Origin of the sequence: Saccharicrinis sp. GN24d3, from assembly GCF_052400645.1 — a bacterium.
Taxonomy (GTDB): domain Bacteria; phylum Bacteroidota; class Bacteroidia; order Bacteroidales; family Marinilabiliaceae; genus Saccharicrinis.
The window spans coordinates 74,945-89,301 of the sequence record NZ_JBQTGI010000006.1; the positions used below are offsets into that span (position 1 = coordinate 74,945).

The window sequence follows — 14,357 nt, forward strand, 5'->3', positions numbered from 1 at the left end:
TAACTATAAGATAACCAGCCGGCTTACTTTTTTGTTCTCCATCACGAAACTCATGCATGTTTTTAAAAAAAAGTTGGGTTAAAAGAAAAATAAACTGTACTTTTGCGGCCGATTATTATTCGTGCCGAACAGTTTAAAACAATATAACTGAACAACTTAAGCGTATACCTTCGATGGGAAGTAGGTATCCATAGGTTTGAAAGCTAGATTGTTACACTGTTTGAAACTGTATTTTTGTAATAATTTTTAGTTTAATTTTTTAACAGAGAAGACTGTGAATACTTTAAGTTACAAAACAGTATCGGCAAACAAAGCAACCGCCAACAAAGAGTGGGTTGTAGTAGATGCGGCAGACATGGTTGTAGGTCGTTTGGCTTCAAAAGTAGCAAAATTGCTACGCGGCAAATACAAGCCAAACTATACACCACATGTCGATTGTGGAGATAATGTTATTATTATCAACGCAGACAAGGTTCGTTTGACTGGAAACAAGTGGGAAGGAAGAACTTTCTTTTATCACTCAGGTTTTCCTGGGGGACGTACAGATGTAACACCTGCACAATTGTTTGCAAAAAGTCCTGAGAGACTTGTAGAGAGAGCTGTAAAAGGCATGTTGCCAAAAACTCGTTTGGGTCGTCAGCTATTCAGCAATTTATTTGTATATGCTGGAGCAGAACACAAACAAGAAGCGCAAAAGCCAAAAACAATTGATTTAAACTTATATAAGTAATGAGTATGGAAGTGATAAACGCAATTGGTAGAAGAAAAGCTGCTGTGGCTCGTATTTATTTGGGTGAAGGTAAAGGACAAATTACTGTCAACAAGCGTGATCTTAAAGATTACTTTCCATCACCTATCCTACAATATATCGTAACTCAACCTTTAGGAACTTTAGGTGTAACTGAGAATTATGATATTAAGGTGAATATATATGGCGGTGGCATCAAAGGCCAGGCGGAAGCTATTAGATTGGCTATTTCGCGTGCACTAGTGAAAATTGACGAAGAAAATAAACCAGCTTTAAAAGCACAAGGATTTATGACTCGCGACGCAAGAGTTGTTGAGCGTAAAAAACCAGGTCAGCCTAAAGCTCGTAAGAAATTTCAATTTAGTAAGCGTTAATATTTTTCGGGTGCGTTTAGTATCTAAACTGCTAGGACCCTCTCTTGAGTTGAAAGTTGTATAGTTTAAAGTACGCTGTGTACTTTATTAACTTATTACATTATAAACTGACAGACTAAAGTTGGCTACTTAGCGGTTGATATTTAAAGAATGTAAACGACATTAAAAAAGAAAAAATGGCAAGAACAAATTTCGATGAATTATTAGAGGCCGGTGTACATTTCGGTCACTTAAAAAGAAAGTGGAACCCAGCAATGGCTCCTTATATTTTTATGGAGCGCAACGGTATCCACATTATCGATCTTCATAAAACAGTTGCTAAAATTGAAGAAGCAGCTGACGCATTAAAACAGATTGCAAGATCTGGACGAAAAATTTTATTTGTAGCTACTAAAAAGCAAGCAAAAGAAATTATTGCTGAGAAAATGAAAGGTATTAACATGCCTTACGTGGTTGAGCGTTGGTCGGGCGGTATGCTTACCAACTTCCCTACAATCCGTAAAGCAGTTAAGAAAATGGGTTCCATCGATAAGATGATGGCTGACCCAACAGCTTGGAAAAACCTTTCGAAAAGAGAGCGCTTACAAATTACTCGTCAGAGAGCGAAGTTAGAGAAAACATTGGGAAGTATTGCTGACCTTACTCGTCTGCCTGCTGCCATGTTCGTTATCGATGTAATGAAAGAGCACATCGCGGTTCGCGAGGCCAAGAAGCTGAATATTCCTGTTTTCGGTGTGGTGGATACAAATTCTGACCCATCCGATTTGGATTTCATAATTCCAGCTAACGATGACGCCACAAAGTCTATCGAATTAATCACAGACATCATGGTTAAGGCCATTGAAGAAGGATTGAGCGAAAGAAAAGTAGACCGCGAAGCTGAGGCGGCCGCCAAAAAAGATAGACCTGCTAAAAAAGAAGCAGCTAAAAAGGTTGAGGTTGCCGAAAAAAAAGCAGCTAAAAAAGTTGAGGTTGCTGAAAAGCAAGCACCTGAAGAACCAAAAGAAGAAGGTAAAACTGAATAATTTAACCATCTAAATTAGATATTATCATGGCGATTAAAGCTGCTGACGTAAGCAAACTCAGAAAAATGACCGGAGCCGGTATGATGGACTGTAAAAAGGCATTAACCGAAACTGATGGCGATTTCGACGCTGCTGTTGAAATCATCCGTAAAAAAGGTCAGGCAATGGCTAATAAACGTGCCGATCGTGAAACTACAGAAGGTTCTTCAAGGGCTTTGGTAAGCGCTGACGGTAAAAAAGGTGCTGTTTTAATTTTAAAATGCGAAACAGACTTCGTCGGTAAAAACGAAAGCTTCGTTGCATTAGCTGATTCTATACTTGAAACAGCGCTTAACAGCGATGTTACAACCAAGCAAGAAATTCTTGAACTGGAAATTAACGGCGTAACCGTTAAGGATGTAATCACCGAGCAGATTGGTGTTATCGGTGAAAAAATCGAGGTGGAAGATTATGCTACTATTTCTGCCGAAAAAGTAATTTCTTATATTCACCCCGGTAGCCAGCTTTCTGTAATTGTAGGTTTTAACCAGACTGATTTTGATGAGCAGGCCGGTAAAGATGTAGCAATGCAAGTTGCCGCTATGGCTCCCGTAGGTGTAGACAAAAATTCTGTTCCTGCTGATATTGTTGAGCAAGAACTAAGAATTGGTAGAGAGAAAGCAAAAGAAGAAGGTAAGCCTGAAGCTATGCTTGATAAAATTGCACAAGGACGTTTAGGTAAATTCTACAAAGAATCTACTTTGCTGGAGCAAGCTTTTGTTAAAGATAACAAAAAGTCTATCAAGCAATATCTTACAGAAACCAGCAATGGCTTAACGGTAACTGAGTTTAAGCGTTTTTCACTAAGCTAATAGTTTTACGCTATTAAATTATATAATCCCGGCCTGCATGCAGCGCCGGGATTTTTTTTTGATTGCTAATTACGCTAATTTTATTAACGAATTGGTATTTAATGAATAAATCAGATAAAAACTTTCTCCGTAAAGTCATAAACCTGTCTGGCAAAGCCATCAACCAATATAAAATGGTGGAAGGCAATGATAAAATTCTTGTTGCTGTTTCCGGGGGCAAGGATTCCTTGGCATTGTTGGATATCCTTGCCGAAAGAAGGAAGTTTTTACCCATCGATTACGAGCTTCATGCCATACATATTGTTACCGATGATGTGCCCTACGAAATAGACAGGGAATTTCTGTCCCGTTTTTGCGAAGTGCGCCATGTCACTCTGCATGTTATAACCACACATGCCGGCATTGAAGAAAAACCAGACAAAAAACCCTGCTTTACATGCTCGTGGAACCGAAGAAAAGAGCTCTTCGACTTCGCACAAAAAACTGGCTTTAAAAAGGTGGCTTTCGGCCACCATCTGGATGATGCCATTGAAACCTTAATGATGAATATGTTGATGCACGGAAATATATCTTCTATTCCGGGCAAACTTTCCATGTTCGACGGCAATATTGAAGTTATTCGTCCCTTGATTTTACTCACCAACAATGAGATGAAGGAATATGCCCGGATAAAGCAGTTCGTATCGCTTAAAAAGGAATGTCCTTACGAAGACCATACGCTCCGAAATACTACCCGCCAAATGATCAATCAATTCGAGAAATTGAACCCTCAGGCAAAAATAAACCTTTTTAAAAGCATGGGGAATATTGATGAGGAGTATCTACCATAAAACATCGATAACTTGATACATGAAATTAAACATTGCGAAAAAGTTCCTTAACGCTGGAGGCAAAGTTTGTGTGCGTGTGTTATTGCAGTTGATGAAGGAAGGAATGCTTCGTTTTAACTCATGTGGATTATCGGGTTGCTGCTCATGATACGAAGAGAAAACGGTAAAGAATGACAACAGTTATATCCAATTTAATAAGATTCCGGTAGAGCTTAATTCAATAAATTTGAATACGATACCCAATGTAACTTGTGATGATATGTGGATGGGCTGGGGCGTTATTCCTATTTTATTGCCCGCACCAGCAGCGTTAACTAAAGCCACAAAACTTTATCGGATAATGATACCATATTGTGTGGAAAGCAGTCTTTAAAAAGACTCCCATAGCTAGAAAACGCAAATAGCAGGATGAATCGGCGAAAAGTTGACCAAGGTGCATCATTTAAAGGTATATGGGGGTCTTGCTTTACTCAACATCAAATGAAAGAAGAAGCAAGTTTACAGGTCTTACAGTAGATTATATGAGCAAAAAAAGACTGCAGCCATCGTGCGTTTTGTCTTTTAAACAATCCTGGCTAAAAAAAGGCAGCCCAATGGACTGCCTTAATACTTTCAACTTGGAACTATACACTAATTATACCAGCTCCTTAAACAAGTTTTTCATACTTACTTTTTCTTCCAGTATTTTTTCTAAATCTGCTATAACAATACGTTCCTGCTCCATCGTGTCGCGATAACGGATGGTAACCGTATTATCCTCCAAAGTTTGGTGGTCAACAGTAATACAAAAAGGTGTTCCGATAGCATCCTGACGGCGGTATCGCTTACCGATACTGTCTTTCTCGTCGTATTGTAAGTTGTAGTCGAACTTCAAAGTATTCACAATCTCACGGGCTTTCTCTGGCAGACCGGCTTTCTTTAATAAAGGTAGTACTGCCATTTTAACCGGAGCCAAAGCTGCTGGCAACTTAAGCATTACACGGGTTTCCTTTTTGCCTTTGGCATCTTCAACCTCATCTTCTGTATAGGCACCTGCCATAATGCTTAGGAACATTCTATCAACCCCAATGGATGTTTCTACCACATAAGGAACATAGTTCTTGTTTAATTCAGGATCGAAATATTGAAGTTTTTTGCCCGAATATTCCTGATGCTGCGATAAATCAAAATCGGTACGCGAGTGGATTCCTTCCACTTCTTTAAAGCCGAACGGCATACGGTACTCAATATCTGTGGCGGCATTGGCATAGTGGGCCAGTTTCTCGTGGTCGTGGTAGCGATAGTTTTCATCACCCATACCCAACGACTTATGCCACTTCATGCGGAATTCCTTCCAATACTCGAACCATTTCATTTCATCTCCCGGACGAACGAAGAACTGCATCTCCATTTGCTCAAATTCGCGCATGCGGAAGATAAACTGTCGGGCCACTATCTCGTTACGGAATGCCTTACCAATTTGGGCAATCCCAAAAGGAATCTTCATACGACCCGTTTTTTGCACATTCAGGAAGTTCACAAAAATACCTTGTGCAGTTTCCGGCCGAAGATAAATTTTGCTGGCTCCATCCGCAGTAGAACCCATTTCGGTTCCAAACATCAGGTTAAACTGGCGAACATCCGTCCAGTTTTTTGTTCCGGAGATCGGACAAACCACTTCGTAATCGATAATGATCTGCTTTAGATCATCCAGATCATTCTCGTTTAGCGCTTTGCTAAAACGAGAATGTATGGTATTTATTTTTTCCTGGTTGGCTAAAACCCGAGGATTGGTCGTCTTAAATTGTTCCTCGTCAAAAGACTCTCCAAAACGTTTTTTAGCCTTGGTAACTTCTTTTTCTATCTTGCCTTCAAATTTTTGGATCAAATCCTCAATCAACACATCGGCACGGTAGCGTTTTTTACTGTCTTTGTTGTCAATCAAAGGATCGTTAAAGGCATCCACGTGTCCAGATGCTTTCCAGGTGGTCGGGTGCATAAAAATAGCGGAATCCAGTCCCACCACATTTTCGTTTAACTTTACCATGGCATCGTACCAGTACTTTTTAATGTTGTTTTTTAATTCAACACCAAGCTGACCATAATCATAAACCGCTCCCAATCCGTCGTAAATCTCACTCGATTGAAAAACAAACCCGTACTCTTTGCAGTGGGCTACTAATTTTTTAAAAACATCTTCCTGAGCCATATTGTACACTTAATTTTTTACTACCCTTATAATGCCGATGCAGCTTTATTTTCAAATACAAAACTGAGCAGTAGTATTTGCAATAATAAATCACAACCGGTATTATTCGATTATAGATGATTTGATTATAAATGTAGAGTCGCGCCTGTTTCCGGACAGGGAATTGACATCTCATCGCTTATATATATTTTTGGCGAGAAGATAACACGTCGAGACTCCTTCTACTATCGTTATATGTTAATTCAGTTTTTAAACCAAGCACCCTGCGTAAAATATTGAAATAAGGCGCTTTGGTTTATCAGACTGCAAAAATAAACCAAAATTCTTTTTTTCCGAATTAATCCGTAACTATAAATAAGAAATGATTAAAGCATAATTCCACAGCAGAGGAGTCGCCTTGCTTGAATAGTAACAAGATAACCTTCGGTGGGCATTAATTTCTCAAGCTCTGGTTTTTAAAGGTTATTAAAAACAATACCACAGTGATTTTAAGCATCTTGCAAATCAGTCTCCTATCTATTGTCTAAATATCTAATAATCTATTGTTAATAAGACTATTGAAATAGCTATATTTGTTTTTGCAATAATTTAACAATAGTGTCAATTCGCGGCACTTGGAGAGGAAAAACAATATTTTAGGATGAGAAAGAAAGTGGACTTTCTGGTAATAGGTTCCGGAATCGCAGGTTTAAGCTTTGCGCTAAAAGTAGCACCTTACGGCAAAGTATTAGTCATTAGCAAAACTAAATTAGCAGAAACCAATACGGCCTACGCACAGGGCGGCATTGCTGCTGTTACATACAAACCCGATGACTTTACAAAGCATATTGAGGACACCATGGTGGCAGGCGATCAGCTCTCCGACCCGGAAGCCGTTAAAATGGTTGTCGAAAATGCGCCTGAGCAGATTAATCAGCTGATTGACTGGGGCACACACTTCAATAAAACCAAAGAAGGCAAGTATGATTTACATAAAGAGGGTGGCCATTCGGAGTTCCGCATCCTTCATCATCTCGACAATACCGGATTTGAAATTCAGCGTGCCTTAATCGAATCCGCTAATCAAAATGACAACATTGAATTTGCCGAAGATTTTTATGCCGTAGATATCATCACCCAGCATCACCTGGGCGAAATAACTTACCGTTGGCGCACCGACGTAGAATGTTACGGTGCCTATGTTCTCAACCAAAAAACGGGAAAGGTAGATACCATTCTATCTAAAATAATTATGATGGCAACCGGAGGTATTGGTAATATTTATCAAACCACCACCAACCCGACTATTGCAACCGGGGATGGGATCGCCATGGTGTACCGTGCTAAAGGGATTATCGAAAATATGGAATTTGTGCAGTTTCACCCCACTTCATTGTACAACCCCAAAGATCGCCCTTCCTTTTTAATTACAGAGGCCATGCGGGGTTATGGTGCTATCCTAAAACGAAGGGATGGCGTGGCATTTATGGAAAAATATGACAAGAGAGGTAATCTGGCCCCCAGGGATATCGTTGCCCGGGCCATTGATAACGAAATGAAAAACACCGGTGAAGACTATGTATATCTCGATGTTACACATAAAGATGCGGAAGAAACCAAGAAACATTTCCCAACCATATACCATAAATGCCTGGAAGTTGGAGTCGACATTACCAAGGAAATGATTCCTGTTGTTCCTGCTGCCCATTATTTGTGTGGCGGAATAAAAGTAGACCTAAAGGGACGCAGCTCTATTGTCAACCTATATGCTGCGGGAGAATGCTCTTCTACAGGCCTACACGGCGCAAACCGTTTGGCGAGTAACTCTTTGCTCGAAGCTATCGTATACGCCGATGTGGCCGCTAAAGATGCGATTGGAACAGTCAAGGAGATTAAGCACAACTCCAGGATTCCCAGTTGGAACGATGAAGGGACCACCCACAACGAAGAGATGGTTTTGATTACCCAGACCAACAAAGAGGTGGAGCAGATAATGAGTAATTATGTAGGTATTGTTCGCTCTAACTTGCGTTTGAAAAGGGCATTGGACAGACTTGAACTGATATATCGCGAAACAGAAAGTCTTTTCGACGATTCCATAGTTACCAAAGAGTTGTGCGAGTTGCGTAATAAAATAAATGTTGGCTATTTAATTATACGAATGGCTATGAAACGCAAAGAGAGTCGAGGATTACACTACACACTTGACCATAATAAGCTTCGAACCAAAAGATAACTATTGATTGTTTTATCAGCAACAAAACAAATTTGTTTTTAAACTGGATGTCGTTCCATCAATATATTTGAAAGGAAACCTTGTGCCATGAAAGTTTTAATTATTAATAAATCCTTGACAAACGGAGGCGCTGCCATAGCTGCCACCAGGCTATTTAATGCGTTAAAAGAGAGTGGTACAAAAGTAAAAATGCTGGTGGAAGATACGGTTGAAGAAACGGATGATGTAAAATGCTTAACCAACTCAAAAAAAGCTAAAAAGAAAGCTTTCGGTAGATTTGTAATGGAAAGACTTCGGTTTCTGCCTCACGAAAAAAACAAAACGGTAAGGTATAGGTTTTCGCCCGCCACATCGGGAATCGATATCAGCAAACATCCTTTGGTGCTAGACGCCGATATTATCCATATGCATTGGGTTAACCAAGGATTCTTATCGTTACAAACGATAGAGAAACTATTTAAACTGAACAAAAAAATAGTCTGGACATTGCACGACATGTGGCCATTTACGGGAGGCTGCCACTATGCAGGCCCATGTGATAACTATATGGGCAGCTGCGGAAACTGTCCTTTTTTAAGGCGTCCGGGCAAAAAGGATCTCTCGAACAAGATCATTCGCGAAAAAAAGAAAATTTGGGATAACACAAAAATAAATGCGGTTGCTTGTAGCAAATGGATGGAAAGAACTGCTCAAAAAAGCACCTTACTGCAAAAGCATAATGTAATTAGCATACCCAACCCGATCGACTCAAGGGTATTTACGCCATTAAACACGAAACAATGCAGGGAAGAATTTGGACTGCCGCTGGATAAAAAGCTTTTGTTATTTGGTGCGGTAAATATTAATGATCCCAGAAAAGGTGCCAAACAATTGGCACAAGCACTTGACTTTTTGAATATCAGACATCCAAACTTAACAAAGGAACTTGAGCTGGTTGTTTTTGGAAAGTGTAAAACACAAGAGATGAACATGCTGCCGTACAAATGGCATAAAATTGATTTTATATCCGGCCAAAATAAAATGGCTAAACTGTATAACTGCGCCGATGCCTTTGTCTTACCTTCGTTGGAGGATAATTTACCCAATACGGTGATGGAATCGTTGGCCTGTGGGGTACCTGTTGTTGCGTTTAGCATTGGGGGCGTACCCGAAATGATTCAACATAAAGAAACCGGATATGTAGTATCGGCAAACAACTGCAATGATTTGGGCATTGGAATTCATCATGTGTTATATGAGAACAATCCCGATTTATTTAAATTCTCGGCAACCAAATTTGTAAAAGATAAATATTCCAATAAGGAGGTTGCCAGGCAATACAACGAATTGTATTCATCTCTTGTTAGCAAATAAATGACCTCTAATCCTAAAATTTCTATCATTACAGTTGTCTATAACGGTGAACCTACCCTTGAAGCGACTATTAAAAGCATTGGAAAACAAAGCTATAAAAACATTGAGTATATAGTTATCGATGGATTTTCAAAGGATTTAACGGTTGACATCATCAAAAAATATGACGAGGTTATTACCTATTGGATAAGCGAACCCGATAAGGGTATTTACGATGCCATGAACAAAGGCATAGATATGGCCACCGGCGACTATCTTTGGTTTATGAATTCAGGTGACGAGATATATGACGGCACAACGCTTGAAAAAACGGTTGCCACATGGCCAAATGCCGATATTTATTATGGCGAAACAGTGATGATAGATAACAATGGCCATGAAATAGGTGACCGTCGCTTAAAAACTCCAGTATCACTTAATTGGAAGAGTTTTAAAAAAGGAATGTTGGTTAGCCATCAATCTTTTATCGTTAAAAAAAGCCTGGTGGGTCATTACAACCTCGGGTATCAATTCTCGGCCGATTTTGAATGGTGCCTCAAAGCCATGAAAAAGGCGCAAAATATCTGCAATACCAACCTTGTTATGTCCAAATTCCTGGATGGGGGGGTTACCAAACAAAACATTGTTCCCGGCCTAAAAGAACGTTTTAAAATCATGGTTCAACATTATGGCTTGCTTTCTACTTTGTATCACCATATTTTTATCTCCCTTAAGTTTTTCGTTTTCTTGTTAAAACATAAACGGTTTTAAATAAACATGAATTAAACGATTTGCTTGGCAAATATTTTATTCATTTATCCACAAATTTCTCAGGTTATCCCTATATCAAAACCTGCTCATCCATGCCCGTTTTAATTTGTAAAATCTGTGGACAGTTTTTTTATGAGGGGTATTTTCTTTTCTGTCGTCTAACACAGTAAATGATCATTAAAGAAATAAATTATTCACTAAAAAATTTATACACCATGAAAAATTTAATATTTAGCCTCGTTGCAATATTCGCAATCACATTCTCATTAGAAGCCCAACGTCCACAAAGAGGAAACATGGGCACTCCCGAAGAGATGGCCAAAAAACAAACTGAACGTATGAAGGAAGATTTGGGCTTAACTGACAAACAAACCACTAAAATCCAATCCATCAACTTAAAGTATGCCAATAAGCAACAGGAACTTAGAAAAAATGCCTCAGGAGACAGAGAGGCGATGCGTGAAAGCATGAAGACTATACGTGACGAAAGAATGACAGAGCTAAAAAAAGTTCTAACAGAGGAACAAGTTGAAAAACTGGTGGCTCAGGAAAAAGAAAGGATGCAAAACCGTGGACAGGGGCAAGGACGTAAATAAGACATTCGGTTAGGGCAATAACTATTCGCTCGCAGCCCAAGACTGCTAGGCGGGCGTGCTGTTTTATTTTCGGATTTTTGATTTGATTGAAGAGGCTGTCTCATTAAAGACAGCCTCTTTCTCGATTAATCACGTTTTATTTGAAAAAATCAAAACAGAGTTACCCAAAATAATTTACATCATTTATTGTTTTTCCAGTGCAAGTATCAGGTCGGTTCTTGCAATATTTCTTACGGAAAAAGAAACACCATCAGGGAAACTGAAAAGACAGAAAAAAAATATTTAAACCTACAATAATCCTAATTTATTCCTGCATCCCCATTTAATTCCAATATTTGTTAGTTTTGTTACAAACTAACATATCATGAATTCAAAACTTACCAGGCTATATTTCCTTGTTAAGGGAAAATATAAACATATAAAAAGAACCACCCGTTTACCAAAAAAATGGTATGGAAGCAAAGGTGGCGGTTTTTACGTGGGACATAAATTGTTGAATAAGCATTCTGTGGTTTATTCGTTTGGTGTTGGCGAAGATATTTCTTTTGACAAATCGCTCATCGAAAATCATGAATGTAAGATCTTTGCTTTTGACCCCACACCAAAATCCATAGCTTGGTGCAAAGAACAGGATTTACCGGAGAAATTTAGTTTATACGAATATGGAATTGCTCCGAAAACTGGCGTGATGCAGTTCCACCTTCCTAAAAATAAGGAATATGTGTCTGGCAGCTTAGTGGCCCACGACAGTGTTTCCAACCACGATTTGATTGATGTTCACATGAAATGTTTTGCCGACATTGTTGGCGAATTAGGTCATCAGAAAATAGACCTGCTCAAAATGGATATCGAAGGTGCCGAATACGAAGTTATTGATGGAATATTGGACGCTGACGTAGAAATTAACCAAATAGCCATTGAATTCCACGAACGTTTTTTTAAAGAAGGGAAACAGAAAACCATCGAATTTATCCAAAAAATGAAAAACAATGGCTATCATATCTTTGGCATTTCCGATATTTATGAAGAGGTGTCGTTTGTAAAGATGCGATAGTCAAAAAATTTCAAATAAAACGGGACAAAACATAACATCTAAATTTTGTAAAGCGTGAAAAAGCAACAACTCAATCGTGAGTTCGAGATAAAAGTTATAATTTAGATAGGTTTTCTTTTGTTTCCAATGCCTTCCAAGGATCGTGATATTTATCGCAACAAGTTGACCTGTTGCGTTTTCAGTTAAAGAGCAACAAACTCCGCTTCGACATTACCTGACCAAGTTTTCAATTTTGAAACCTTCCCCACCCTTCCAGGCAGAATTACCCATTCCCAATGACAAATCTACATTTATTAAATAGTATTACCTTTACGGTCAAAAGTTAAAAGATGTTCCAAACGCTGTTTATAAATGTGCTTTCGGTATTTTTAATGATGATACCCGGATTTTTGGTCATTCGCAAAAACATCATCTCCGAACCTGCCCTTAAGGATTTCAGCCAGATTATTGTTAAAGTACTGTATCCATGCCTGATATTCAGTTCAATCACAAAAAACTTTACCCTGTCAAAGGTCCTGGCATCATGGCAGCTGCCCGTAGCTATTTTTGTATTCTGCCTGTTAGGGTATGTGGTTGGATTAATTTATCTCGGCTTTTTTAAATGTAACGACCTGCAACGGCGCAAGAGTATTTTGTTTCAGATGACCACCAACAACTACTCTTTTTTGCCTTTGGCTATCATCTCAAAACTTTATGGCGAACAGCATATGGGTGCCTTAATCTTATCGACGCTGGGTGCCGAGCTGGCGGTGTGGACACTTGGAATTTCTATCCTCAACATGAACAAAGGAGGATTTAAAATAAAAGACCTAAAACATTTGCTTTCGCCGCCAATGGTGAGCATTTATTTTTCGTTGATGGTACTTGTCGGTCTCTATGTACTTAAAATGCCCATCCAAAATCTACTGGACAACAGCCTGTTTTTGAACTACTCCCAAAAAACTATTTATCAATTGGGACAGGCCACTATCCCTATTTCGATGATAATGGTAGGGGGACGGATGGGATTAATTAAATTGAGCGATTTAAAAGAATTGGATTTATGGTCGGTGGCTTTGTTCAGGTTGATTTTAATTCCTGTTTTGGGGGTTGTTCTTTTCAAACAAATTTTCCCGGACCATGCATTCCTGAATGTAATGCTTATTGTTGCTGTAATGCCGAGTGCCATGGCAAGCCAGGTATTGGGCGAACTATACGGGGCAGACCAAAAACTTATTAGCGGAACCATTTTAATTACCCACTTGCTTTCGTTAATAACCATTCCTTTGTGGCTACTGTTTCTGCTGTAATATTAGTTGTATGATGGTATCCTTGCTTATAAGTTCCTAGCAAAGGATGCAATCTTTCAACATTAGCATCTATGCCATTTCAAAGTCAACAATTCATCATTGAACACGTTTCTTTATCAATACAATAAATTTATCTTAAGTCAGTTGAAATTTTAGTCTTAATTTGTAGCATCCTAAAATTTAAAATATGCAGTTCAAGGTTCTACCCATTATCACATTATTGCTATTGCTTTTTTCTTGTAAATTCAGTTCGGGGAGTGATACCCAACATATAAATGCATATCAATCGGGCTCGAGTAACTTGGCCCACTATAATTTTGAAAAACCAGACAATATTATAAAGTTAAGTGCCTTTTTAACCGAAATATCCGGATTGTCGTTCAACAGTGCAAACAACAATCTTTTGGCTATTAACGACGAACAAGGACTTATTTACGAGCTAAATCCAACGACCGGAGAAATTCTAAGTCAACAAAAATTTGGTTCCACAGGTGATTATGAAGGAGTTGAAAAGGTTGGAAACAATATTTATATCGTAAAAAGCAATGGCGACATATACAAAAAAACTCCAACAGAAACTGTTAAAATTGAAACCCGGCTTTCATTAAAAAACGATGTGGAAGGATTGGGATATGATACTACGAACAAACAATTGCTAGTATCGTGCAAAGCAAAAACGCTGAGCGAAAAGGATCCCAAAGGAAGTAAGGCCGTCTATTCTTTTAACCTGGCTAAGGAAAAATTAAACAAAGAACCTTTTTTATTGATTAAGCGCAAAAAGGTATCAAAACTCATAAAAAATGATGGCGGCAGTAAAAAAGCAGAAGATAGAGCAAAAGGTTTTTCTCCATCGGGCATTGCTGTGCATCCCATAACGAAACATGTTTATATTGTATCGGCTGTTGAAAGCATGATGTTGGTTTATTCATTGGAACATAAACCTATTCAATGCGTTTTCTTTGATAAAAGTAAGATCCCTCAACCCGAAGGTATTTGCTTCAGTCCGGATGGTACTTTATTCGTAAGTACAGAAGGACATGGAACAAGAGGAAGAATATTTGTTTACTCGTCCATCCATTAGAAA

The 14,357-nt window shown here is 38.7% G+C and carries 13 protein-coding genes; 12 read left to right on the forward strand and 1 reads right to left on the reverse strand.

Annotated elements, in window-relative coordinates:
• Positions 1 to 274: 274 nt before the first annotated feature.
• From rplM to ACT29I_RS08880, 5 genes are all read left to right on the forward strand, one after another.
• Complete coding sequence (rplM, locus tag ACT29I_RS08860; protein ID WP_430933545.1) at positions 275 to 730, forward strand: 50S ribosomal protein L13; 456 nt, start codon at positions 275 to 277, stop codon at positions 728 to 730.
• 5 nt (positions 731 to 735) lie between these two features.
• On the forward strand, positions 736 to 1,122 hold the full coding sequence (gene rpsI, locus ACT29I_RS08865; RefSeq protein ID WP_027473237.1) for a 30S ribosomal protein S9: 387 nt from the start codon (positions 736 to 738) through the stop codon (positions 1,120 to 1,122).
• Positions 1,123 to 1,298: 176 nt separating this feature from the next.
• Positions 1,299 to 2,147, forward strand: a complete 849-nt coding sequence (gene rpsB / locus ACT29I_RS08870; protein WP_430933546.1) for a 30S ribosomal protein S2 — start codon at positions 1,299 to 1,301, stop codon at positions 2,145 to 2,147.
• Between the two features lie 26 nt (positions 2,148 to 2,173).
• On the forward strand, positions 2,174 to 2,998 hold the full coding sequence (gene tsf / locus ACT29I_RS08875) for a translation elongation factor Ts (protein ID WP_430933547.1): 825 nt from the start codon (positions 2,174 to 2,176) through the stop codon (positions 2,996 to 2,998).
• Between the two features lie 101 nt (positions 2,999 to 3,099).
• A complete protein-coding gene (locus tag ACT29I_RS08880) occupies positions 3,100 to 3,828 on the forward strand; it encodes a tRNA lysidine(34) synthetase (protein ID WP_444793228.1) in 729 nt (242 codons plus the stop codon).
• Between the two features lie 634 nt (positions 3,829 to 4,462).
• Here ACT29I_RS08880 and ACT29I_RS08885 read toward each other — a convergent pair.
• The gene (locus ACT29I_RS08885; protein WP_444793229.1) at positions 4,463 to 6,016 is read right to left on the reverse strand and encodes a glycine--tRNA ligase; all 1,554 of its coding nucleotides are present in this window, start codon (positions 6,014 to 6,016) and stop codon (positions 4,463 to 4,465) included.
• 640 nt (positions 6,017 to 6,656) lie between these two features.
• Between ACT29I_RS08885 and nadB the strand changes: the two genes are divergently transcribed.
• The 7 genes from nadB (at position 6,657) to ACT29I_RS08920 (ending at position 14,354) form a co-directional block, all read left to right on the forward strand.
• Entirely contained in the window at positions 6,657 to 8,231 is a 1,575-nt protein-coding gene (nadB, locus tag ACT29I_RS08890; protein WP_444793230.1) for an L-aspartate oxidase, read from the forward strand.
• 87 nt (positions 8,232 to 8,318) lie between these two features.
• Positions 8,319 to 9,584, forward strand: a complete 1,266-nt coding sequence (locus ACT29I_RS08895; RefSeq protein WP_444793231.1) for a glycosyltransferase — start codon at positions 8,319 to 8,321, stop codon at positions 9,582 to 9,584.
• Positions 9,585 to 10,334: a glycosyltransferase family 2 protein gene (locus ACT29I_RS08900; protein WP_444793232.1), complete on the forward strand. Its 750-nt coding sequence runs from the start codon at positions 9,585 to 9,587 to the stop codon at positions 10,332 to 10,334.
• A 215-nt stretch (positions 10,335 to 10,549) separates the two neighbouring features.
• Positions 10,550 to 10,930 carry a DUF4890 domain-containing protein gene (locus tag ACT29I_RS08905; RefSeq protein WP_444793233.1) on the forward strand — a complete coding sequence of 127 codons (381 nt, stop codon included), beginning with the start codon at positions 10,550 to 10,552 and terminating at the stop codon, positions 10,928 to 10,930.
• A gap of 364 nt (positions 10,931 to 11,294) precedes the next feature.
• The gene (locus tag ACT29I_RS08910) at positions 11,295 to 11,984 is read left to right on the forward strand and encodes an FkbM family methyltransferase (protein WP_430933554.1); all 690 of its coding nucleotides are present in this window, start codon (positions 11,295 to 11,297) and stop codon (positions 11,982 to 11,984) included.
• A 329-nt stretch (positions 11,985 to 12,313) separates the two neighbouring features.
• Entirely contained in the window at positions 12,314 to 13,273 is a 960-nt protein-coding gene (locus tag ACT29I_RS08915) for an AEC family transporter (RefSeq protein WP_430933555.1), read from the forward strand.
• 187 nt (positions 13,274 to 13,460) lie between these two features.
• Positions 13,461 to 14,354: an SdiA-regulated domain-containing protein gene (locus ACT29I_RS08920; protein ID WP_430933556.1), complete on the forward strand. Its 894-nt coding sequence runs from the start codon at positions 13,461 to 13,463 to the stop codon at positions 14,352 to 14,354.
• Positions 14,355 to 14,357 lie beyond the last annotated feature (3 nt).

What these genes read in the sequence shown, in the direction of transcription:
- rpsI (WP_027473237.1), top strand. Translation starts at nt 736, where the DNA reads ATGGAAGTGATAAACGCAATTGGTAGAAGAAAAGCTGCTGTGGCTCGT.
- rpsB (WP_430933546.1), top strand. Translation starts at nt 1,299, where the DNA reads ATGGCAAGAACAAATTTCGATGAATTATTAGAGGCCGGTGTACATTTC.
- tsf (WP_430933547.1), top strand. Translation starts at nt 2,174, where the DNA reads ATGGCGATTAAAGCTGCTGACGTAAGCAAACTCAGAAAAATGACCGGA.
- ACT29I_RS08880 (WP_444793228.1), top strand. Translation starts at nt 3,100, where the DNA reads ATGAATAAATCAGATAAAAACTTTCTCCGTAAAGTCATAAACCTGTCT.
- ACT29I_RS08885 (WP_444793229.1), bottom strand. Translation starts at nt 6,016, where the DNA reads ATGGCTCAGGAAGATGTTTTTAAAAAATTAGTAGCCCACTGCAAAGAG.
- nadB (WP_444793230.1), top strand. Translation starts at nt 6,657, where the DNA reads ATGAGAAAGAAAGTGGACTTTCTGGTAATAGGTTCCGGAATCGCAGGT.
- ACT29I_RS08895 (WP_444793231.1), top strand. Translation starts at nt 8,319, where the DNA reads ATGAAAGTTTTAATTATTAATAAATCCTTGACAAACGGAGGCGCTGCC.
- ACT29I_RS08900 (WP_444793232.1), top strand. Translation starts at nt 9,585, where the DNA reads ATGACCTCTAATCCTAAAATTTCTATCATTACAGTTGTCTATAACGGT.
- ACT29I_RS08905 (WP_444793233.1), top strand. Translation starts at nt 10,550, where the DNA reads ATGAAAAATTTAATATTTAGCCTCGTTGCAATATTCGCAATCACATTC.
- ACT29I_RS08910 (WP_430933554.1), top strand. Translation starts at nt 11,295, where the DNA reads ATGAATTCAAAACTTACCAGGCTATATTTCCTTGTTAAGGGAAAATAT.
- ACT29I_RS08915 (WP_430933555.1), top strand. Translation starts at nt 12,314, where the DNA reads ATGTTCCAAACGCTGTTTATAAATGTGCTTTCGGTATTTTTAATGATG.
- ACT29I_RS08920 (WP_430933556.1), top strand. Translation starts at nt 13,461, where the DNA reads ATGCAGTTCAAGGTTCTACCCATTATCACATTATTGCTATTGCTTTTT.